Raw genomic sequence first — 21652 nt, forward strand, 5'->3', positions numbered from 1 at the left:
TAGGGACAGAAAAAAGGGGCTACATTATGACGCCCCAACGCTTAACCGGCAATGAGCGCCTGTCGTCGATGACAAAGCCCGCTGTCGAAGGCCTGTCGAGCCTGACAGCAGGCACCGTCACCGGTACAATCGACCTCTTTGCCGCAACGCTTGGAGTGCAATCTCCCGTGTCAGTTCTGCGCCTACCGCAAATGTCGGCTACGGCCGGCAAACAAACCTGGGGCAACCTGCCCGGTGCCGCCCTCAGCCTCGCCATCGCCGAGGCCGCCAGCAGCGCCGGGCGCTTTACCCTGCTGCTGACCGCCGACAGCCGGGCGGCCGATCGCCTGGAACAAGAGCTGCGCTTTTTCGCGCCCGAGTTGCCGGTGCTGCCGTTTCCCGACTGGGAAACCCTGCCCTACGACCTGTTCTCGCCGCACCAGGACATCATCTCCCAGCGTATCGCCAGCCTTTACCAGCTGCCGGAGCTGAGCCACGGTATCCTCGTGGTGCCGATCACCACCGCCCTGCACCGCCTGGCTCCGACGCGCTTCCTGCTCGGCAGCAGCCTGGTGCTGGACGTGGGCCAGACCATCGACGTCGAACAGATGCGCACGCGCCTGGAAGCCAGCGGCTACCGCTGCGTAGATACCGTCTACGAACACGGTGAGTTCGCCGTGCGCGGGGCGTTGCTCGACCTGTTCCCGATGGGCAGCAAACTGCCCTACCGCATCGACCTGTTCGATGACGAGATCGAAACCCTGCGCACCTTCGACCCGGAGACCCAGCGCTCCATCGACAAGGTCGACTCGATCCGCCTGCTGCCGGCCCGGGAATTCCCCATGCAGAAGGAGCAGGTCACGCGCTTCAAGGCGCGCTTTCGCGAGCGCTTCGATGTGGATTTTCGCCGCAGCGCAATCTTCCAGGATTTGGCCAGCGGCATCATCCCGGCCGGCATCGAGTACTACCTGCCGCTGTTCTTCGAAGAAACGTCCACGCTGTTCGACTATTTGCCCAGCGACACCCAGGTCTTTTCCCTGCCGGGCGTTGAGCAGGCGGCCGAGCACTTCTGGAATGACGTGCGCGGGCGCTATGAAGAACGCCGCGGCGACCTGACGCGGCCGTTACTGCCCCCGGCCGAGCTGTTCCTGCCGGTCGAAGACTGTTTCGCCCAGCTCAAGCGCTGGCCGCGGGTGGTGGTCAGCGCCGACGATGTCGACGCAGGCGCCGGCCGTGAGCGTTTCCCGGCCCGCGCCCTGCCTGATCTGGCCATTGAGGCCAAGGCCAACCAACCGTTGGCGGCCCTGGCCGGATTCCTCGACCAGTTCAGCGGCCGCGTGCTGTTCACTGCCGAATCGGCGGGCCGGCGCGAAGTGCTGCTGGAGTTGCTCGAGCGCCTCAAGCTGCGCCCACAGGCGGTCGACAGCTGGGTTGACTTCATCACCGGCAGCCAGCGCCTGGCGATCACCATCGCCCCGCTCGACGAGGGCCTATTGCTGGATGATCCGGCCATCGCCCTGGTTGCCGAGAGCCCACTGTTCGGCCAGCGCGTGATGCAGCGCCGGCGCCGCGAAAAGCGTGGCGAGGCGGCTAATGACGCGGTAATCAAGAACCTCACCGAGCTGCGCGAAGGCGCGCCGGTGGTGCACATCGACCACGGCGTCGGCCGCTACCTGGGCCTGGCCACGCTGGAAATCGACGGTCAGGCTGCGGAATTTCTGACCCTGGAGTACGCCGAGGGCGCCAAGCTGTATGTGCCGGTGGCCAACCTGCACCTGATCGCCCGCTACACCGGCAGCGACGATGCCCTGGCACCGCTGCACCGCCTGGGCTCCGAAGCCTGGCAGAAAGCCAAGCGCAAGGCCGCTGAACAGGTGCGCGACGTAGCGGCCGAACTGCTCGACATCTATGCCCGGCGCGCTGCGCGCAAGGGCTATGCATTTGCCGACCCGGCCGCCGATTACGCCACCTTCAGCGCAGGTTTCCCGTTCGAAGAAACCCCCGACCAGCAAGCGGCAATCGAGGCGGTGCGGGCCGACATGCTGGCGGCCAAGCCCATGGACCGCCTGGTGTGCGGCGACGTCGGCTTCGGCAAGACCGAAGTCGCCATGCGCGCCGCGTTCATCGCCGTGCACAGTGGCCGCCAGGTGGCGGTGCTGGTGCCGACCACCCTGCTCGCCCAGCAGCACTACAACAGTTTCCGTGACCGCTTCGCCGAATGGCCGGTCAAGGTCGAGGTGATGAGCCGCTTCAAATCGGCCAAGGAAGTCGCTGCGGCCGCAGCGGACCTGGCCGAGGGCAAGATCGACATCCTCATCGGCACCCACAAGCTGCTGCAGGACGATGTGCGTTTCAAGGACCTAGGCCTGGCGATCATTGACGAAGAACACCGTTTCGGCGTGCGCCAGAAAGAACAGCTAAAGGCGCTGCGCAGCGAGGTGGATATCCTCACCCTGACCGCCACGCCCATCCCCCGCACGCTCAACATGGCGGTGGCCGGGATGCGCGACCTGTCGATCATCGCCACCCCGCCGGCCCGGCGCCTGTCGGTGCGCACCTTCGTCATGGAGCAGAACAAGAGCACGGTCAAGGAGGCCTTGCTGCGTGAACTGCTGCGCGGCGGCCAGGTGTATTACTTGCACAACGATGTGAAAACCATCGAGAAGTGCGCAGCCGAACTCACCGAGCTGGTTCCCGAAGCGCGCATCGGCATCGGCCATGGGCAGATGCGCGAGCGCGAACTCGAACAGGTGATGAGCGACTTCTACCACAAGCGCTTCAACGTGCTGATCGCCTCGACCATCATCGAGACCGGCATCGACGTGCCCAGCGCCAACACCATCGTCATCGAGCGTGCCGACAAGTTCGGCCTGGCGCAACTGCACCAGCTGCGCGGTCGGGTTGGTCGCAGCCATCACCAGGCCTATGCCTACCTGCTGACGCCGCAGCGGCAGAAAATCAGCGCCGACGCCGAAAAACGCCTGGAAGCGATCGCCAATACCCAAGACCTCGGCGCAGGTTTCGTGCTGGCTACCAACGACCTGGAAATCCGCGGCGCCGGCGAACTGCTCGGCGAAGGTCAGAGCGGACAGATCCAAGCGGTCGGCTTCACCTTGTACATGGAAATGCTCGAACGGGCGGTCAAGGCCATTCGCAAGGGCGCCCAACCCAACCTCGAACAGCCCCTGGGCGGTGGCCCTGAAATCAACCTGCGCTTGCCGGCGCTGATACCCGAGGACTACCTGCCGGATGTGCATGCGCGGCTGATTCTGTACAAGCGCATCGCCTCGGCGGCCGACGAAGACGGCCTCAAGGACTTGCAGGTCGAGATGATCGACCGCTTCGGCCTGCTGCCCGAGCCGACCAAGAACCTGATGCGCCTGACCTTGCTCAAGTTGCAGGCAGAGAAACTCGGCATCAAGAAAGTCGACGCCGGGCCCAATGGTGGCAAGCTCGAGTTCGAGGCCGAGACCCCGGTCGACCCGCTGACCCTGATCAAGCTGATCCAGGGCCAGCCAAAGCGCTACAAGTTCGAAGGCGCGACCCAATTCCGCTTCATGGTGCCGATGGAACGCCCGGAAGAACGCTTCAACACCCTGGAGGCGCTGTTCGAGCGCCTGACCCCAAAGCCTGCGTAAGGAAGATTCATGCGTGCCATTCGTTGCCTGACCCTGCTGACTGCGCTGTTCGCGCCAGCAGCCTTCGCCGAAGGCCTCTATCAGGTAGAAATGCTGCTGGTGCGGCAGAACAACGTGCCTGCCTTCACCAGCCCGTTCGCGCCGGAAGACTGGCGCGCAGGCGCTCCGCGCTTGGACCAGGCTGCAGAGCGTCCGCTGGCGCTGCAGGACGAAGCGACCCGTCTGGGGGCCACCGCCGACTACACCGTGTTGCTGCACAAAGCCTGGCAGCAGCAGGTCGGCAGTGAGCCAAGCCGCATTGCCCTGGGCGCCGGTGAAGAGCAGTTCGGGCATTTCCCGATCGAAGGCAACCTGAGCATTACCCAAGGCCGCTTCATCACCGTGGCTGCCAATTTCTGGGTCAATCAGCTCGATGGCAACGGCAGCGTCCTGCAAAGCGAGCAGTTCAAGCAAAGCAACAGCACCATGAAAGGCGCCCAGCTCACCTTCCTCGACGGCGGCCATCTGGGTTTGCTGGTCAAGGTCACGCCGCCTGGCATGCCCAAGATGCCAGCGCTGGACCCGGAGCTGATGGAGCAGTGAAGCGATGACGCAAGACGCTTTCGAGATACTGAACGACTATCCGAACTGGACACAGTCGTTCAGCAAAGCGGTACTGCAACGCGGCGAGCGCTACGCCGAGGAGGGCCGGGTCAAACTCGACAGCATCAGCGATTCGCAGATCAGCGCCACCTGCGCGGGCAGCGGCGGCAACCTCTACGCGCAATCGCTGCAGGTGAGCGTCGCCGGTGGCCGCTGCTATGTCGACGGCGATTGCAGCTGCCCCGTGCAGCACAATTGCAAGCACTGCGCCGCGGTATTGTTCAGCCTCAGCGATCCGCACAACAGTGGCCAGGGCCCCCAGATCAACCCGAACAGCCTGTCACCCGAACTGTTGAGTTGGCTGACCAACCTCGAGCAGGCGCCACGCAAACCCCAGGCAAGCAGCGACAAGCGTGGGCGCATGGTCTGCTACCAGCTGCAGCTGGGTGCCGGTGCCGGTGCCGGTGCCGGTTGCAGCCTGATGGTGCGCAAGGGCGCCCGCAGCGAGGAAGGCATTCGCTTCAGTCGCGTCACCTCGCTCTATGACTTTCTCTATGAACCGCCGCGCTTCGTCACCGAAGAAGACGTCCGTATCCTGCGCCTGCTTTCGGCATTGAACCAAGGCGGTAGCCAGGACCGCGGCTACTACCTCAAGGGGCATGAAGGCGGCGAGCTGTTCCAGCGCGTGCTGGAGACTGGGCGCATGTTCTTCGACGTGGATTTTCCACTCATCAGCGAAGGCGAAACGCGCCAGGGCGAGTTTCGTTGGGTGCGCCTGGCAAACGGCAACTATGAGGGCGTGTGGTATCACGGCGAACAGCCCCTGGCCTGCGTCATCCCGCTGATCCCGCTGTATTATTTCGACGTCGCCAGCCAGCAGGTCGGCAAGGTCGAGCATGACCTGGACCCGCACGTGGCCGTTCAACTGAGTTTGGCCCCTGAGGTGCCTGAGCGTCTGGTGGTGCCGTTGAGCCACAAGTTGAGCGCGCTCACACACAAGGTGCCGACCCCTACCCCGGTTCAGGAACAATTCATCGACACGCTGCAGCCCACCGCCCACTTGTCGCTCGGCAGCCTCGAATTCACCGCGTACATGCCCAAGACCGGGCGCATGCAGCGGCAAATGCAACACCGCGCCGCACTGGCATTCGACTACGACGGTCTGCGCACCAGCGGCACTGACGACAAGCCCCTCACCCGCCTGGTCGGCTCCACCAGCCAACGCATCCGCCGCCAGGCGCCCGCCGAGCAAGCGTTGCGCAAGCAATTGCGTGAGCTGGGCTTCAAGGCGGCCACGCGGCAGAGCAAAGCGCTGCCTGAGAACGCCGGCGAGATGTTCGAGCTGCCCGACGACGAAGCCTGGCTGCGCTTTGCACGCGAGGGCCTGCCACGCCTGCGCGAGGCCGGCTGGGAGATCGACATCCACCGCGATTTTGCCTTCAGCCTGCAAGAGGTGGACGACTGGTACGCCAACATCGACGAGGCACCCGGCCATGAGTGGTACGACCTCGAGTTGGGCATCGTGGTCGAGGGCCAGCGCCACAGCCTGTTACCCATCGTGCTGCAACTGCTGCGCAGCAGCCCCGAGCTGCTGCGCCCCAGTGAGCTGGCGCGGCGCAGCGACGACGAACACCTGCTGATCGACCTCAACCGAGGCCGCCAGGACAGCCCGGCCTTGCGCGTGGCCCTGCCCTATGGCCGCATCAAGGCGTTGATGGGCACCTTGGGCGAGCTGTACCTGCACGATGACCCGGTGGGCCCTGCAGTGCGCATGGACCGTACCGACGCGGCGCGCTTGAACGCGATCGACCATCTGCCACTGCAGTGGGAAGGTGGCGCCCAGGTGCGCGACCTGGGCCGGCGCCTGCGCGATGCCCGCGACGTGCACGTCGATGCCCCCAGCGCCTTGCAAGCCACGCTGCGCCCTTACCAGCAACAAGGCTTGAACTGGCTGCAAGCCCTGCGCGAGATGGGCACTGGCGGCATCCTTGGCGACGACATGGGCCTGGGCAAGACCCTGCAGGCCCTCGCCCACCTGCTGCTGGAAAAGCAAGCCGGGCGCCTGACCCAGCCGGCGCTGGCGGTCATGCCCACGAGCCTTGTGCCCAATTGGCTTGACGAAGCCCAGCGGTTTGCCCCGGACCTGCGCGTGCTGGCCCTGCACGGTCCGGGGCGCAACAAGCATTTCACCACCCTGCACGAGTACGACCTGATACTCAGCACCTATGCACTGCTGCCCCGCGACCTGGCGCACCTGCGCGAACACCCGTGGCATGTGCTGATATTGGACGAAGCGCAGAACATCAAGAGCAGCACCAGCAAAGCAGCCCAGGCCGCTGGCGAGCTGCAGGCCAACCAGCGGCTGTGCCTGACCGGCACGCCCATGGAAAACAACCTCGGCGAGCTGTGGTCGATCTTCAATTTCCTGATGCCCGGCTGGCTGGGCGATGTGAAACGCTTCAATCAGGAGTATCGCTCGCCGATCGAACGCCATGGCGATGCCGAGCGCCTGGCCCACCTGGTCAGTCGGGTGCGGCCGTTCTTGCTGCGCCGCACCAAGGAACAGGTGGCCACCGAGTTGCCGGCCAAGACCGAGATGGTGCACTGGGTGGACCTGAGCGACGCGCAGCGCGATACCTATGAAACAGTGCGGGTGGCGATGGACAAGAAAGTGCGCGACGAGATCGCCCGCAATGGCGCCTCACGCAGTCAGATCGTGATTCTCGACGCCCTGCTCAAGCTGCGCCAGGTGTGCTGCGACCTGCGTCTGGTCAAGGGCGTCGAGGCCAAGGGCAACCAGGCTGACAAGGGCAAACTCGGCGCGCTGCTGGAAATGCTCGAGGAGTTGCTCAGTGAAGGGCGCCGAGTGCTGCTGTTCTCGCAGTTCACCTCGATGCTGGCGCTGATCGAAGACGAACTGAAAAAGCGCGCGATCGGCTACAGCCTGTTGACAGGCGATACCCGCGACCGCCGCACGCCGGTGCAGCAGTTCCAGCAAGGTCAAAGCGAAGTCTTCTTGATCAGCCTCAAGGCAGGTGGCGTAGGCCTGAACCTCACCGCCGCCGACACCGTGATCCACTTCGACCCGTGGTGGAATCCGGCCAGCGAAAACCAGGCCACCGACCGCGCCTACCGCATTGGCCAGGACAAGCCGGTGTTCGTGTTCAAGTTGATCACGCGTGGCACGGTTGAAGAGAAGATCCAGGCCCTGCAACAGGAGAAGGCAGCGCTGGCGGCGAGTCTGCTCGATGGTGGGCAGGCCGGCCAGTGGCGATTGGCGGATGAAGAGATCGAGGCGCTGTTCGCGCCTCTGCCTGGCAAACGGGGCCGCTAAGCCAGTTTAGCCAGGCCTTGCGCGCAAGCTGCGAGGCGCCGAGCGGCTCAATCGACCAGCTGCGCTTGCTGCAAGGCCCCGAGGGCCTCCAGCCAACGTGGCTGCTGGCGGTAATCCGTCCTGGCGAAGCCACGCCCGCGCATCTGCGCAATGCGCGGCGAAGGGGCAACCTTCAAGCGCTGTGCTGCGCTCAGCGCAAGCTCCGCTGCTGCCCGGTCGTTGCACACCAGGCCCATGTCGCAGCCGGCGCTCAGCGCCGCCTCGATGCGACTGGCCGCATCACCCACCACATGTGCACCGGCCATGGACAGGTCATCGCTGAAGATCACGCCGTCAAAGCCCAGCTCACCCCGGAGAATGTCCTGCAACCAGCGCCGGGAGAAACCAGCCGGCTGATTGTCCACCTGCGGATAGATCACGTGCGCGGGCATCACCGCTGCCAACTGCCCACTCAAGCGACTGAAAGGCAGCAGATCCGCCTGGCGCAATTGCTCGAGGCTGCGTTCGTCGGTTGGAATCGCCACGTGCGAGTCCGCTTCAGCCCAACCGTGGCCGGGGAAGTGCTTGCCGCAGGCCGCCATGCCCGCCGCGTTCATGCCGCGAATGAACGCGCCAGCCAGCTGCGTGGCGCGCTCGGGATTACCCTCGAAGGCGCGGCTGCCGACCACGGCGCTGCGCTGGTGATCGAGGTCGAGTACCGGTGCGAAGCTCAGGTCAAGCCCTACTGCCAGCACTTCGGTTGCCATCAACCAGCCACACTGCTCGGCCAGGTACTCGGCATTGGCGTTGTCGGCGATAGCGCGCATCGCCGGCAGGCGTACGAAACCTTGGCGCAGGCGCTGCACACGCCCGCCTTCCTGGTCGACGGCCAGGATCAGATCTGGGCGAACGGCGCGAATCGACGCGCACAGCTCACGCACCTGGCGCGGGCTTTCAATGTTGCGAGCGAAGATGATCAAGCCGGCCACTTGCGGCTGGCGCAACAGCTGGCGATCTTCGCTGGTGAGCCATGTACCGGCGATATCCACCATCAGAGAGCCTTGCAGGCTGGCGGTCATAGACAATCCTTAAATGACAGATTCGGTAATGCCAGGGGTCATTGCATCGGCCTCAGGCCTTGGCAGGCACGCTGCTGGCCTTGCTGCGCGGGCGTAACTGCGCGCTGGCCATGGCGGGGTCGGTCACGCCAGTGTCGGCGCGCATGCCCGCAGCCAGGAATGGCACCATCAGGCGCATGACCTGTTCGATCGAGGTGTTGATACCAAAATCGGTTTCGGCAATGGCGCGCAACGCCTTGATCCCGGACATGCTGAACGCCGCGGCGCCGAGCATGAAGTGCACCCGCCAGAACAGCTCCAGCGGCGGGATGCGCGGCGCGGCCTCGTTGACCAGCAACATGTAGCGGCGGAACACCTTGCCATACATGTCTTCGAGATAGCGCCGCAGGTGGCCCTGGCTCTGGCTGAACGCCAGGCCCAGCAGGCGCATGAAGATCGACAGGTCATTGTTGCTGCGCGGCTGCACCACCAGCGCCTGTTCCACCAGCATCTCCAGCAGCTCTTCAAGGCTGGGCTTGGCTTCGGGCCTGGCCTGGCGCCGCTCGAGTTCGCGCTCCAGGCTGGCACAGAAGGGCCCGAGGAAGCGAGAGAAGACCGCTTGGATAAGCGCCTTCTTGGAACCGAAGTGGTAGTTGACCGCAGCAAGATTGACGCCTGCCTTGCTGGTGATCAGGCGCAATGAAGTCTCGGCAAAGCCTCTTTCCGCGAACAGCTGCTCGGCAGCATCGAGTATGCGTTCAACGGTTTCCGATTGGGCCATCACTACTCCGCCAGACAGAGACAAACAGGTGTTTGAAACATACGTTTCATGCCAGTGCCTGTCAAGGCTCTGTGACCGGCCGGTCGCCATTAAAAGGCGCCTGGCCGCGGGCTGCAAGGTGCAAATGACGCTCGGCCCGCGCTTTACCGTCGTGCGTTAGGCTTGCCTCGCCCGCAGTACTGTATATAATCCCAGTCACTGTATAAAAAGACAGAGCCCCTGCCATGTTGAAACTGACGCCACGCCAAGCCGAAATCCTGGCCTTCATCAAACGCTGCCTCGAGGACAACGGCTTCCCGCCAACGCGAGCGGAAATCGCACAGAAGCTGGGCTTCAAGTCTCCCAATGCGGCCGAGGAGCACCTCAAGGCGCTGGCGCGCAAAGGCGCGATCGAAATGACCCCAGGCGCCTCCCGCGGCATCCGCATCCCGGGTCTGGACGCCAAGGCCGAGGAAAACGGCCTGCCAATCATTGGCCGTGTCGCTGCCGGTGCGCCGATCCTGGCCGAGCAGCACATCGAGCAATCGTGCAACATCAATCCGAGCTTCTTCCATCCTCGCGCCGACTACCTGCTGCGCGTTCACGGCATGAGCATGAAGGACGTCGGCATCTTCGACGGTGACCTGCTGGCCGTACATACCTGCCGCGAAGCGCGCAATGGCCAAATCGTCGTGGCCCGTATCGGCGACGAAGTGACCGTCAAGCGCTTCAAGCGTGAAGGCAGCAAGGTGTGGCTGATCGCTGAAAACCCAGAGTTCGCCCCTATCGAAGTCGACCTGCAAGAACAGGAACTGACCATCGAGGGCTTGAGTGTCGGCGTTATACGCCGCTGAAAACAGGAGGCGCCATGCAGCCATTCACCCATGTACAACATCAGGTCCAGCTTCCGCTCTTCGAGGCGTTTCTGGCCCAGCCGGTGCTGCCGGGCTTGAAAGCCGTCGAGCAAACAGGCAAAAGCAGCGACCCGGCGTTGTTCAGCGAACTGTCCCTGCGCGGCGCCCCCGAACATTGCCACAGCCTGCTGGCACCCGTGCTGCGCGAGCTCAGCGAAGACGCCCAAGCGCGCTGGCTGACCCTCATAGCCCCGCCTGCGAGCGTCACCCAAGCCTGGTTGCGCGATGCCGGCTTGAACCGCGAGCGCATCCTGCTGCTGCAGCCTCGCGGCAATCAGAGCGCCTTGCAACTGGCTTGTGAAGCCTTGCGCCTGGGCCGCAGCCACACGGTGGTCAGCTGGCTGGGCGGCATCAATGCCAATGCACGCCTGCAATTGCAACGCGCTGCCAGCACTGGAAACGCACAAAGCCTGAACATCCGCCTCGGCTGATATTCAGGCTTTGCCCATGAAGCCCTGCGGTCGCTGCATCAATGCAACACGCGCGGCCCTTCGTCTCGCTCCAGCTCGCCATCCATCAGACGACCCGCCATCTGCACGCCCACACTGAGCATGGCCTTGGCCACTTCGACATGTTGCCCCTGCAGGAACACCTTGGCGTCTTCCGAGAAATCCAGGGTTACCAGGGAGCCTTCATCCTCGGCGCGACGCAGCTCGATACGGCCATCAGGCAACTCGACAATTTCCAGAAACGACGTAGACATATAAGGCAGTTCTCCACGAAAGGCCGTTAGTGTACCAGCGCAAGCCGCTGTCAGCACTCACTCAACGCGTCGCGGAAACGTCTCACCAAGCCTTTCAGATGATTTCGCCAGCTCTCCAATTCTTCGCGCGACAGCGCAGGCTGCTCGGGTTGGTCGAGATTGACCGCCTGGATCAGCGGCTGGGTGACATCCGTTTTGGGGGCTTTCCTGGCGACCGGTGGTCGGAACAAATCGGCATAAGCGCTGAGCATTTTCGCCAACCAGGTTTCCCGCTGACGGGCGAGCTCCAAGAGCTCGGCTACCTCAGGAATGGCAATGCCGTTGAGGGCCTCGTCAGCCAACGCGTGCTCGACAGTAGCCACAACCGGCAGGCGATAGAACCCGCCGATTTCATGACACATGCCCAGCAGCGCGCCATACAGATGAAACAACGCCGCCTCACGCTCGGCCTGGACCAGCCCTTGTGCATTCATCGCCTGGCTGGCTTCGGCCTTGGCCATCGATTCGAGCGCGAGTCCGGCGAAGAAGAATTTCTGGTTGGTGCGGGTATACAGTTCCTGGGCCATGTCACAAGACTCCACTGGGCGCTGAGGCAATGCCTGCATCATAAATGAACAGGGCCGCAAAGCGGCCCATTTTCATTACCCACGCGTTAGCGCTTGTCTTCGACCTTCCACGCCCCACCGTCGTAGAACGCCTTCCAGCCGGTCGGCTTGCCATCGACTTCGGACTGCACGTACTGCTCCTTGGTCTTGCGGCTATAGCGGATCACGGTTGGGCGGCCATCCGGATCTTTCTGCGGTGCTTCACACAGGAAGTGATATTTGGGGTCGATTTCATGCTTGTGCGGCACGATCTCCATCACCAGCGGCGCACGGGTTTCGCGATTCTTGGGGAACTGGCTGGCGGCTAGGAACAGCCCCGAGGCGCCATCACGCAACACATAGGTGTCGTCGACCTTCTCGCACTTGAGCTCGGGCATGTCGACCTTGTCCATCTTCGGCGGCGCTGCCTCGCCGCTTTTTAGCAGCTTGCGCGTGTTCTTGCACGCAGGGTTGGTGCAACCGAAGAATTTGCCGAAACGCCCGGTCTTGAGCTGCATCTCGCTGCCGCACTTGTCACACTCAAGGCTCGGCCCTTCGTAGCCCTTGATGCGGTAGCTGCCCTCTTCGATCTCATAGCCCGGGCAATCCGGGTTATTGCCGCAGATGTGCAGCTTGTGCTTCTCATCGAGCAGGTAGGCGTCCATCGCCGTGGCGCAGATCGGGCAGCGGTGCTTGCCCAACAGGACGCGCGATTCGGACTCGCCCTCATCGTCGGCCGCGATTTCATCGCCGGGCACCAGGTTGACTGTCGCCTTGCAGCGTTCTTTGGGCGGCAGGCTGTACCCGGAGCAACCCAGGAAGACACCGGTGGAGGCGGTACGAATCATCATCGGCCGACCACATTCCTTGCAGGCAATGTTGGTCATGGTCGGCTGGTTGGCGCGCATCCCGCCTTCGGCAGATTCGGCGTTCGACAGCTTCTTGCTGAAGTCGCCATAGAATTCGTCGAGGACGTTTTTCCAGTCACGCTCGCCGTGGGCCACGTCGTCGAGGTTTTCTTCCATGCCGGCGGTGAAGCCGTAGTCCATCAGGTTCGAGAAACTCTCGGAGAGGCGCTCGGTGACGATATCGCCCATCTTCTCGGAGTAGAAGCGACGGTTGTGCAGCGTCACATATCCACGGTCCTGAATCGTCGAGATGATCGCCGCGTACGTCGATGGGCGGCCGATGCCACGCTTTTCCATCTCCTTGACCAGACTGGCTTCGGTGAAGCGTGCCGGTGGCTTGGTGAAGTGCTGGCTGGGGTCCAGCTCGATCAGCTTGAGCACCTCACCCTGCGCCATTTCTGGCAGGACGTTGTCTTCGCCGGGCTTGCTCTGCTGCGGCAATACGCGGGTGTAACCGTCGAACTTGAGGATACGCCCCTTGGCACGCAGCTCGAAGTCGCCCGCTGCCACGGTAACGCTGGTCGACAGGTACTGCGCAGGCGGCATCTGGCACGCCAGGAACTGGCGCCAGATCAATTCGTACAGGCGTTCGGCGTCCCGCTCCATGCCGCTGAGCTTGGTCGGGTGGGTGTTGACATCCGAGGGGCGGATCGCTTCGTGCGCTTCCTGAGCGCCCTCCTTGCTGCCGTAGAGCATCGGCGCTTCGGGCAGGTACTGCTTGCCGAATTCGCGCTCGATATAGCTGCGTGCCATGTCGAGGGCGTCGGTCGACAGGTTGGTCGAGTCGGTACGCATGTAAGTGATGTAGCCTGCCTCATACAAGCGCTGAGCCATCATCATGGTCTTCTTCACCCCGAAGCCCAGGCGATTGCTTGCAGCCTGTTGCAGGGTCGAGGTGATGAAGGGCGCCGACGGCTTGCTGCTGGTCGGGCGGTCTTCGCGCTTGACCACGCTGTAGCTGGACGCCTTGAGCTGTTCCAGGGCGGCCATGGCCTGCGCTTGGTTGAGCGGCTTGAAGGCTTCGCCCTTCTGCCGCGCCACTTCGAAACGCACCTTGGCGTTTTTGGCGGTGCCCAGGTCGGCGTGCACTTCCCAGTATTCTTGCGGCACGAAGGCGCGGATCTCGCGCTCGCGCTCGACTACCAGCTTGACCGCTACCGACTGCACGCGGCCCGCCGACAGACCACGGGCGATCTTGGCCCACAGCAGCGGCGAAACCATGTAGCCAACCACGCGGTCAAGGAAGCGCCGCGCCTGCTGCGCGTTGACACGGTCGATGTCCAGCTCGCCAGGCTGCGAGAACGCTTCCTGAATGGCTTTTTTGGTGATTTCGTTGAACACCACGCGCTTGTAGCGGCTGTCATCACCACCGATGGCCTCGCGCAGGTGCCAGGCAATGGCCTCCCCTTCGCGGTCCAAGTCGGTTGCGAGATAGATGGTGTCGGCATCCTTGGCCAGGCGGCGCAGCTCGTCGATGACCTTTTCCTTGCCAGGAAGGATCTCGTACTTGGCCTTCCAGCCATGCTCGGGGTCGACGCCCATGCGCGCTACCAGCTGGCGCCGCGCCTTCTCTTTCGGCGACAGCGCCGGGGCCTCACCCGCAGCCTTGCCACGCTTGGCGGCTGGCTCTTTGCTTGCGCTGGCCGAACCGCTGGTGGGGAGGTCTCGGATATGGCCGATACTCGACTTCACCACGTACTGGTTGCCCAGGTACTTGTTGATGGTCTTGGCCTTGGCCGGGGATTCCACAATGACCAGCGATTTGCCCATGGATCGGAGTATTCCTGAATCTGAAGATGAAAAACGCGTCAGGTGCCGGACGCGGCACCGCTATATATAGTGGCGAATGAGTGAGGTCAAGCGTGGTCGATCATGCTTGCGACCCGCCGGACAGCTCGGCCAGCCCTTCTTCGACCCTGACCAAAGCAAAGCGTGGCACCTGCTCGCCGTCAACCTCGACGCTCTCCTGGAACATCGACAGCGGCCTCACCCAGAAACCGTAATCACCATACAGGCATTGATAGAAAACCATCCACTCTTCGTTTTCCGAGTGCCGTGCAACGGTGAAAACACGGTACTCAGGCCCTTTGTAATGGCGATAGATCCCTGGCTGTATCCGCATGTGTCGCTTCCTCGAAACGCATAAACCTGAAAAACAAAAACCGGGGCACTAGGCCCCGGCTGCTGGCATCGCCCGCGATCAGACGCGTTCGAAGACAGTCGTGATACCTTGGCCCAAGCCAACGCACATGGTCGCCACGCCCAAGGTGCCGCCATTTTGCTTCATGACATTGAGCAGGGTGCCGGAAATGCGTGCACCCGAGCAACCGAACGGGTGGCCCAAAGCGATGGCGCCGCCGTGCAGGTTAACCTTCTCATTCATCTTGTCGAGCACTTTCAGATCTTTGAGCACCGGCAGGGCCTGTGCGGCAAAGGCTTCATTGAGCTCGATGAAGTCGATATCGGCCATGCTCAGCCCCGCGCGCTTGAGCGCTTTCTGGGTCGATGGCACCGGCCCGTAGCCCATGATCGCAGGGTCGACACCGGCCACAGCCATCGAACGGATCACCGCCAAGGGCTGGATGCCCAGGTCCATGGCGCGCTGCCCGGACATGACGATCATGCACGAGGCACCGTCGGTGATCTGCGACGACGTACCGGCAGTCACGGTGCCGCCCTTGGGGTTGAAGGCAGGCTTGAGCGAGGCCAGGCCTTCGAGGGTGGTTTCCGGACGGATGGTTTCATCGTAGTCGAAGACCTTGAGGAAACCGTTCTCGTCATACCCTTGCATCGGGATGATCTCGTCCTTGAACTTGCCTTCGACCGTCGCCTTGTGCGCCAGCTGGTGCGAGCGCAGGCCGAACTGATCTTGCTGCTCACGGGTGATGCCGTGCATCTTGCCGAGCATCTCGGCGGTCAAGCCCATCATTCCCGAGGCCTTGGCAGCGTGCAGGGACAGATGCGGGTTGGGGTCTACGCCGTGCATCATGCTCACGTGCCCCATGTGCTCGACACCGCCGACCACGAAGACATCGCCGTTGCCGGTCATGATCGCCTGAGCGGCGGTGTGCAGCGCGCTCATCGACGAGCCACACAGACGGCTGACGGTTTGCGCGGCCGAGGTGTGGGGGATCTGGGTCATCAGCGACGCCATGCGCGCGATGTTCCAGCCCTGCTCCAGGGTCTGGTTGACGCAGCCCCAGATCACATCCTCGACTTCCTTGGGGTCGACCTTGTCGTTGCGCTCGAGCAACTTGCTGATCAGGTGCGCCGACATGTCTTCGGCGCGGGTGTTGCGGTGCATGCCACCCTTGGAGCGGCCCATGGGGGTGCGACCGAAGTCGACAATCACCACGTCTCTTGGATTCAGGCTCATATCAAATCTCTCGCTCTAGCTCGTTGACCACTCAGTTGAAGAAGCGCTGGCCGCTCTTGGCCATTTCACGCAGCTTCGCGGTCGGGTGGTACAGCGGCCCCAGGTCGGCGTAGCGGTCGGCCAGGGCAACGAATTCGGCTACGCCAATCGAATCGATGTAGCGCAGCGCACCGCCACGGAACGGTGGGAAACCGATGCCGTAGACCAGGCCCATGTCTGCCTCGGCGGCAGTGGCGACGATACCGTCTTCCAGGCAGCGCACCGTTTCCAGGCACAGCGGGATCATCATCCAATTGACGATGTCTTCATCGCTGACCTCACGCTGCTCGAAGACGACCGGCTTGAGCACGTCCATCACGGTGGCATCGAACACCTTTTTCGGCTTGCCGCGCTTGTCCGTCTCGTAGGCATAGAAGCCCTTGCCGTTCTTCTGACCCAGGCGCTTGGCCTCGTACAGAGCATCGACGGCCGAACGCCGATCATCCTTCATGCGGTCCGGGAAGCCCTCGGCCATGACATCGCGACCGTGGTGGCCAGTGTCGATACCGACCACGTCCATCAGGTACGCAGGCCCCATGGGCCAGCCGAATTTCTCCATGACCTTGTCGATGCGCACGAAATCCACACCAGCGCTGACCAGCTTGGCGAAACCGCCGAAGTACGGGAACAGCACGCGGTTGACCAGGAAGCCAGGGCAGTCGTTGACCACGATCGGGTTCTTGCCCATCTTCTTGGCGTAGGCCACGGTGGTGGCGACGGCCACGTCACTGGACTTCTCGCCGCGGATCACCTCGACCAGCGGCATCATGTGCACTGGGTTGAAGAAGTGCATGCCGACGAAGTTTTCCGGACGCTTGAGCGCCTTGGCCAGCAGGTTGATCGAGATGGTCGAGGTGTTGGAAGCCAGAATGGCGTCGTCTTTGACCTGGCCTTCGACTTCAGCCAGCACCGCTTGCTTGACCTTGGGGTTCTCGACTACCGCTTCGACGACGATGTCGACGTTGGCGAAGTCGCCGTAGGACAGCACTGGGCGAATGGCGTTGAGCGCCTCGGCCATTTTCGCCGGGGTCAGGCGGCCTTTTTCGACGCGATTGCCGAGCAGTTTGGAGGCCTCGTTCAGGCCCAGCTGAATGGCTTCCTCGCGGATATCCTTCATCAGGATCGGGGTGCCTTTGACCGCCGACTGGTAAGCGATGCCGCCACCCATGATGCCAGCGCCGAGCACCGCGGCCTGCTTGACGTCGTGGGCGATTTCGTCGTGCGCCTTGGCCTTGCGCTTGAGCTCCTGGTCATTGAGGAACAAGCCAATCAGGCTGGCGGCAACTGACGTCTTGGCCAGCTTGGCGAAGCCTGCGGCCTCGACTTCCAGGGCCTTGTCGCGGCCGAAGTTGGCCGCCTTCTGGATGGTCTTGATAGCCTCGACCGGCGCTGGGTAGTTCGGCCCAGCCTGGCCGGCAACGAAGCCCTTGGCGGTCTCGAAAGCCATCATCTGTTCGATGGCGTTGAGCTTGAGTTTCTCAAGCTTCGGCTGACGCTTGGCCTTGTAGTCCAGCTCGCCGCTGATGGCACGCTTGATCAGGTCCAGGGCGCCTGCCTGCAGCAGCTCAGGGGCTACCACCGCATCGACCACGCCAACCTTGAGGGCGTCTTCGGCGCGGTTTTCCTTGCCGGCGGCAATCCACTCAATGGCGTTGTCCGAGCCGATCAGGCGCGGCAGGCGCACGGTGCCGCCGAAGCCTGGGTAGATGCCCAGCTTGACTTCGGGCAGACCGATCTTGGCGCTGCTGGACATGATCCGGTAGTCGGCCGCCAGGCACATTTCCAGGCCGCCACCCAGGGCGATACCGTTGATGGCCGCGACAGTCGGCACTTCGAGATCCTCGAAGGCGTTGAAGATGCGGTTGGCTTCCAGGTTGCCGGCAACCAGCTCGGCTTCGGGCAGCTTGAAGTTGTCGACGAATTCGGTGATGTCGGCGCCGACGATGAACACGTCCTTGCCGCTGCTGACGATCACACCCTTCACCGAGGCGTCGGCCTTGATGGCATCGACGGCCTGGCGCAGTTCGTCCAGGGTCAGGCGATTGAACTTGTTGACGGACTCACCCTTGAGATCGAACTTCAGTTCGACGATGCCGCTTTCAAGAGCCTTAACCGTGATGGCTTTACCTTCGTAAATCATCAACTGATCTCCACGATATGGAAGCTGAACTGTACACGCCGATCGCTGGGCTCAGGCAGACCACGCTGCCCCGCGCCCAGGCACACCCGTCAGCGCGCTAGTCGGGATCGTGATTGAGCGATGTGACATACAAACGCTCAATTCATACGCCCGTTTGATTTGGGTGTGCACACATTCTCCGAAATGCCCGGCATTGTCAAATGCTGCACCGAGGTCAAAAACGCCGTCGTTGCGGCCATTTACCAGGGTCCGACGCCTCTCTGCCGATCCAGTGATTACCGATCATTCATCCTGGCAATTGACAACTCAAATGGACTTGGCGCTGCATGCCGATCGCTGCAGCAGACGGCGAACCCGCTACACTGTGAGCAGTTTCAAGAATTTTCCCGGCCTGCCTGGCCTTTTCTGCAGTGCAGAAACGACAAAGCGGCAACCTGGTAGCTACCGGGTTGCCGCTTTGTCGTTACAGGCGGGGTCAAGCGAGGGTTTCGAAGGCGTAGGCAATATCCTGCAAAACTGTTTCATCGCCCCGCTCGCTCCAGTACAACGCCAGCATGCGTGTGTCGGCCTCGACCTTGTAGACGGTACGCGGCAGGCGGGCGAACACCTCGAGCAGGCGCGGTTCGGCACAGGCTTCCTTCCACTGGTTCCACCACACCCCAGGGCTGACTTGCCAGTAACACCAGCAATCTTCATGGCCGCGGCGCCGGGCGCGATGGTACTGCGGACAAGGGCTCGGCGGCGCCTGCTCGAACCAGTGCGGCCACTGCTGCGGCGCCAGCTGCATGGCCATGCCCATGCGCCGCGCTTGCAGGCGCAGGCCCATCTGCTGGCCCTGCTTGCGCGACAGGCGCAGCCAGGAAAGCGGGCTGAGAATCAGCGCAAGGATTGACACCACTAGCCATACCGTCATATCTGTAGATCCCATAAAGCGTTGCAAATGAGCGGGTTACTCAGGTTTCACCGATGGCCCGCCAGAAAGCGACCATACTTCTACCAACGCCCTCGTCAGGAGTACAGCTCATGTCCTATGAACATCTTTTGGTCGCCGTCGACCTCACCGAAGAGTGCGATCCGGTGATCAAGCGTGCCATGAAGCTCGCCGAGCCAACGGGCGCCAAAGTGTCGCTGGTGCATATCGTCGAGCCGATGGCCATGGCGTTCGGCGGCGACGTGCCGATGGATCTGTCGCAGTTGCAGCAACAGCAGTTCGACCAGGCCAAGGAACGCATGCAACGGCTGTTCCTCAAGTACCCCGACATTCAGCGTGGCGACTCGCACCTGACCTATGGCCAGCCGCGCCAGGAGATCCACCAGCTGGCAAAAGAGCACAATTGCGACCTGATCGTGGTGGGCAGCCATGGCCGCCACGGCCTGGCCTTGCTGCTGGGCTCCACCGCCAATGACGTGCTGCATGGCGCCCCGTGCGATGTGCTGGCAGTGCGCCTGCTGAAGAAAGACTGAGGCCGCCTGGGCCGGCCTGATCGCGGATCAGCCGCGAACAGGCCGGCCCAGCTGATCAACCTTCGAGCTCAGCCCAACGCTCGACCAGCGCGTCCAGTTCACCCTGCAGCTTTTCGATCTTGGCCAGGACTGCCGAGGTTTCGGCAATTGGGCGCTGATAGAAACCGGCAGCGCTGACTTCTTCCTGCGCTTGGGCCATGCGCTGCTCAAGGGCATCGATCTGCCCAGGGAGCATTTCCAGCTCACGTTGCAGCTTGTAGCTGAGCTTTTTCTTCGTGGCGTCCGCCGCTGGCGCCGTCGCCGCAGGCGCAGCCGGTTCGGCGGTTTTCTCGACGACCGCGCTGTTGAGCTCGGATTTGCCGCTCTTGCTTTCGGCCACGCCGAGCAGCTTCGGCGAGCCGCCCTGGCGGATCCAGTCTTCGTAACCCCCGACGTATTCGCGGACCTTGCCCTGCCCTTCGAACACCAGGGTGCTGGTGACCACGTTGTCGAGGAAGGCACGGTCGTGGCTGACCATCAGCACGGTGCCCTTGTAGTTGCACAGCACCTCTTCGAGCAACTCCAGGGTTTCGACGTCCAGGTCGTTGGTCGGCTCATCGAGCACCAACAGGTTGGCTGGCTTGCTGAACAGCTTGGCCAGCAGCAGGCGCGCGCGCTCGCCACCGGACAGGGCCTTGACCGGCGTGCGCGCACGCTGCGGGCTGAACAGGAAGTCGCCTAGGTAACTCAGGACATGACGGCTCTGGCCGTCGATGTCGATGAAGTCACGGCCTTCGGCGAGGTTGTCGATGACGGTCTTTTCCAGCTCCAGCTGGTGGCGCATCTGGTCGAAATACGCCACTTCCAGCTTGGTGCCGCGCTCGACCTTGCCAGCGGTGGGCTCCAGGTCGCCCAGCATCATCTTCAGCAAGGTGGTCTTGCCGGTGCCGTTGGCGCCGAGCAGGCCAATGCGGTCTTCGCGCTGCAGGACCATGGAAAAGTCCTTGACCAGCAGTGGACCGCCGGGATGGGCGAAGCTGACGTTCTCCAGCACCATGACCTGCTTGCCGGACTTTTCGGCGGACTCGATCTGGATGTTGGCCTTGCCCTGGCGCTCGCGACGCTCGCCGCGCTCGACACGCAAGGCCTTGAGCGCACGCACCCGGCCTTCGTTACGGGTACGACGGGCCTTGATGCCCTGACGGATCCACACCTCTTCCTGGGCCAGGCGCTTGTCGAACAGTGCATTGGCGGTTTCTTCGGCAGCCAGCGCGGCTTCCTTGTGCACCAGGAAACTGGCGTAATCGCCATTCCAGTCGATCAGGCCACCGCGGTCCAGTTCGAGGATGCGCGTGGCCAGGTTCTGCAGGAAGGAGCGATCGTGGGTGATGAACAGTACGGCGCCGTTGAATCCGTTGAGCGCTTCTTCGAGCCAGGCGATGGCGCCGATGTCCAGGTGGTTGGTCGGCTCATCGAGCAACAGCAGATCGGGCTCGGAAACCAGGGCCTGGGCCAGCAGCACGCGCCGGCGCCAGCCGCCCGAGAGCTCGGCCAGGGTCTTGTCGGCAGGCAGCTGCAGGCGGCTCAGGGTGCTTTCCACCACCTGCTGCAGGCGCCAGCCGTCACGCACTTCCAGTTCGTGCTGAACGTGCATGAGTTTTTCCAGGTCGTCGTCGCCCTGAATGTTCTGGCTCAGCTGGTGGAACTCGGCCAGCAACTCGCCGACGCCGTCCAGACCTGCGGCGACCACATCGAACACGGTGCGCTCATCGGCCACCGGCAGCTCTTGCGGCAATTCGCCGATCTTGAGCCCCGGCGCGCGCCAGATCTCGCCATCGTCAGCCTTCTGCTCGCCCTTGACCAGGCACAACATGCTCGATTTGCCAGTGCCATTGCGGCCGATGATGCACACCCGCTCGCCACGGGCGATCTGCCAGGATACCTTGTCCAGCAGCGGCATCGCGCCGAATGCGAGGGACACATCGCTGAATTTGAGCAGGGTCATGTTCGTCTCCAGAAAGCGGGCGCGCATTCTACCTGACTTGGCCGTTGCGGGCATCACGTTGCCGGCTGCCGAGCGTCGCGGCGACGCCCGGTCGCGGTAAATGGCTGGTTACAAGCACAGCGCTATCATCGGTCGCCGGCAAACGGCTAAGCTAGGGCAATCGGATCCTCATCGTGTCGGCCTGGCCGCCACTGCCCCATGGTTCAACTG

General features: G+C 62.9%; 16 protein-coding genes. 6 read left to right on the forward strand and 10 right to left on the reverse strand.

Going from position 1 to position 21652, the window contains the following annotated elements; translation table 11 throughout:
- Positions 1 to 167: 167 nt before the first annotated feature.
- Genes mfd through ACLEJW_RS14505 form a run of 3 tightly spaced genes read left to right on the forward strand, consistent with a single transcriptional unit; the run spans position 168 to position 7533 of the window.
- Positions 168 to 3617 (forward strand): transcription-repair coupling factor, encoded by a 3450-nt coding sequence (gene mfd / locus ACLEJW_RS14495; RefSeq protein WP_440777793.1) that lies wholly within the window; start codon positions 168 to 170, stop codon positions 3615 to 3617.
- Between the two features lie 9 nt (positions 3618 to 3626).
- The gene (locus ACLEJW_RS14500) at positions 3627 to 4199 is read left to right on the forward strand and encodes a peptidoglycan binding protein CsiV (protein WP_440777794.1); all 573 of its coding nucleotides are present in this window, start codon (positions 3627 to 3629) and stop codon (positions 4197 to 4199) included.
- 4 nt (positions 4200 to 4203) lie between these two features.
- On the forward strand, positions 4204 to 7533 hold the full coding sequence (locus ACLEJW_RS14505; RefSeq protein WP_440777795.1) for a DEAD/DEAH box helicase: 3330 nt from the start codon (positions 4204 to 4206) through the stop codon (positions 7531 to 7533).
- Positions 7534 to 7580: 47 nt separating this feature from the next.
- Here the strand turns inward: ACLEJW_RS14505 and nagZ are convergent, their stop codons facing one another.
- Together nagZ and ACLEJW_RS14515 are read right to left on the reverse strand one after the other, a co-directional pair.
- A complete protein-coding gene (gene nagZ / locus ACLEJW_RS14510) occupies positions 7581 to 8579 on the reverse strand; it encodes a beta-N-acetylhexosaminidase (RefSeq protein ID WP_440777848.1) in 999 nt (332 codons plus the stop codon).
- Between the two features lie 64 nt (positions 8580 to 8643).
- Entirely contained in the window at positions 8644 to 9351 is a 708-nt protein-coding gene (locus ACLEJW_RS14515) for a TetR/AcrR family transcriptional regulator (RefSeq protein ID WP_145181700.1), read from the reverse strand.
- Positions 9352 to 9575: 224 nt separating this feature from the next.
- On the opposite strand from ACLEJW_RS14515, the gene lexA reads away from it, so the two are divergent.
- A complete protein-coding gene (gene lexA, locus ACLEJW_RS14520) occupies positions 9576 to 10184 on the forward strand; it encodes a transcriptional repressor LexA (protein ID WP_313459547.1) in 609 nt (202 codons plus the stop codon).
- 14 nt (positions 10185 to 10198) lie between these two features.
- Positions 10199 to 10675, forward strand: a complete 477-nt coding sequence (gene sulA / locus ACLEJW_RS14525; RefSeq protein WP_145181694.1) for an SOS-induced cell division inhibitor SulA — start codon at positions 10199 to 10201, stop codon at positions 10673 to 10675.
- A gap of 38 nt (positions 10676 to 10713) precedes the next feature.
- Here sulA and ACLEJW_RS14530 read toward each other — a convergent pair whose 3' ends face one another.
- The 7 genes from ACLEJW_RS14530 to ACLEJW_RS14560 form a co-directional block, all read right to left on the reverse strand.
- The gene (locus tag ACLEJW_RS14530) at positions 10714 to 10947 is read right to left on the reverse strand and encodes a hypothetical protein (RefSeq protein ID WP_003248777.1); all 234 of its coding nucleotides are present in this window, start codon (positions 10945 to 10947) and stop codon (positions 10714 to 10716) included.
- Positions 10948 to 10997: 50 nt separating this feature from the next.
- Positions 10998 to 11513, reverse strand: coding sequence for a DUF6586 family protein (locus ACLEJW_RS14535; protein ID WP_313459554.1), 516 nt, complete (start codon positions 11511 to 11513; stop codon positions 10998 to 11000).
- Positions 11514 to 11599: 86 nt separating this feature from the next.
- Positions 11600 to 14209 (reverse strand): type I DNA topoisomerase, encoded by a 2610-nt coding sequence (gene topA, locus ACLEJW_RS14540; RefSeq protein ID WP_440777796.1) that lies wholly within the window; start codon positions 14207 to 14209, stop codon positions 11600 to 11602.
- Between the two features lie 100 nt (positions 14210 to 14309).
- The gene (locus tag ACLEJW_RS14545) at positions 14310 to 14561 is read right to left on the reverse strand and encodes a DUF1653 domain-containing protein (protein ID WP_440777797.1); all 252 of its coding nucleotides are present in this window, start codon (positions 14559 to 14561) and stop codon (positions 14310 to 14312) included.
- 78 nt (positions 14562 to 14639) lie between these two features.
- Positions 14640 to 15815 carry an acetyl-CoA C-acyltransferase FadA gene (gene fadA / locus ACLEJW_RS14550; RefSeq protein ID WP_313299701.1) on the reverse strand — a complete coding sequence of 392 codons (1176 nt, stop codon included), beginning with the start codon at positions 15813 to 15815 and terminating at the stop codon, positions 14640 to 14642.
- A gap of 31 nt (positions 15816 to 15846) precedes the next feature.
- Positions 15847 to 17994 carry a fatty acid oxidation complex subunit alpha FadB gene (gene fadB / locus ACLEJW_RS14555; protein WP_313299704.1) on the reverse strand — a complete coding sequence of 716 codons (2148 nt, stop codon included), beginning with the start codon at positions 17992 to 17994 and terminating at the stop codon, positions 15847 to 15849.
- A gap of 475 nt (positions 17995 to 18469) precedes the next feature.
- Positions 18470 to 18907, reverse strand: coding sequence for a hypothetical protein (locus ACLEJW_RS14560; protein ID WP_313299707.1), 438 nt, complete (start codon positions 18905 to 18907; stop codon positions 18470 to 18472).
- 110 nt (positions 18908 to 19017) lie between these two features.
- Between ACLEJW_RS14560 and ACLEJW_RS14565 the strand changes: the two genes are divergently transcribed.
- Positions 19018 to 19458, forward strand: coding sequence for a universal stress protein (locus ACLEJW_RS14565; protein ID WP_313299710.1), 441 nt, complete (start codon positions 19018 to 19020; stop codon positions 19456 to 19458).
- Between the two features lie 55 nt (positions 19459 to 19513).
- Here the strand turns inward: ACLEJW_RS14565 and ACLEJW_RS14570 are convergent, their stop codons facing one another.
- Positions 19514 to 21442 carry an ATP-binding cassette domain-containing protein gene (locus ACLEJW_RS14570; protein ID WP_440777798.1) on the reverse strand — a complete coding sequence of 643 codons (1929 nt, stop codon included), beginning with the start codon at positions 21440 to 21442 and terminating at the stop codon, positions 19514 to 19516.
- Positions 21443 to 21652 lie beyond the last annotated feature (210 nt).

Source organism: Pseudomonas sp. SMSB3, assembly GCF_052041965.1.
In the GTDB taxonomy this organism is placed as follows: Bacteria; Pseudomonadota; Gammaproteobacteria; order Pseudomonadales; family Pseudomonadaceae; genus Aquipseudomonas.

What these genes read in the sequence shown, in the direction of transcription:
- ACLEJW_RS14560 (WP_313299707.1), bottom strand. Translation starts at nt 18,907, where the DNA reads ATGACGGTATGGCTAGTGGTGTCAATCCTTGCGCTGATTCTCAGCCCG.
- lexA (WP_313459547.1), top strand. Translation starts at nt 9,576, where the DNA reads ATGTTGAAACTGACGCCACGCCAAGCCGAAATCCTGGCCTTCATCAAA.
- ACLEJW_RS14565 (WP_313299710.1), top strand. Translation starts at nt 19,018, where the DNA reads ATGTCCTATGAACATCTTTTGGTCGCCGTCGACCTCACCGAAGAGTGC.
- fadA (WP_313299701.1), bottom strand. Translation starts at nt 15,815, where the DNA reads ATGAGCCTGAATCCAAGAGACGTGGTGATTGTCGACTTCGGTCGCACC.
- ACLEJW_RS14505 (WP_440777795.1), top strand. Translation starts at nt 4,204, where the DNA reads ATGACGCAAGACGCTTTCGAGATACTGAACGACTATCCGAACTGGACA.
- sulA (WP_145181694.1), top strand. Translation starts at nt 10,199, where the DNA reads ATGCAGCCATTCACCCATGTACAACATCAGGTCCAGCTTCCGCTCTTC.
- ACLEJW_RS14545 (WP_440777797.1), bottom strand. Translation starts at nt 14,561, where the DNA reads ATGCGGATACAGCCAGGGATCTATCGCCATTACAAAGGGCCTGAGTAC.
- topA (WP_440777796.1), bottom strand. Translation starts at nt 14,209, where the DNA reads ATGGGCAAATCGCTGGTCATTGTGGAATCCCCGGCCAAGGCCAAGACC.
- ACLEJW_RS14535 (WP_313459554.1), bottom strand. Translation starts at nt 11,513, where the DNA reads ATGGCCCAGGAACTGTATACCCGCACCAACCAGAAATTCTTCTTCGCC.
- fadB (WP_313299704.1), bottom strand. Translation starts at nt 17,994, where the DNA reads ATGATTTACGAAGGTAAAGCCATCACGGTTAAGGCTCTTGAAAGCGGC.
- ACLEJW_RS14570 (WP_440777798.1), bottom strand. Translation starts at nt 21,442, where the DNA reads ATGACCCTGCTCAAATTCAGCGATGTGTCCCTCGCATTCGGCGCGATG.
- ACLEJW_RS14515 (WP_145181700.1), bottom strand. Translation starts at nt 9,351, where the DNA reads ATGGCCCAATCGGAAACCGTTGAACGCATACTCGATGCTGCCGAGCAG.
- ACLEJW_RS14500 (WP_440777794.1), top strand. Translation starts at nt 3,627, where the DNA reads ATGCGTGCCATTCGTTGCCTGACCCTGCTGACTGCGCTGTTCGCGCCA.
- ACLEJW_RS14530 (WP_003248777.1), bottom strand. Translation starts at nt 10,947, where the DNA reads ATGTCTACGTCGTTTCTGGAAATTGTCGAGTTGCCTGATGGCCGTATC.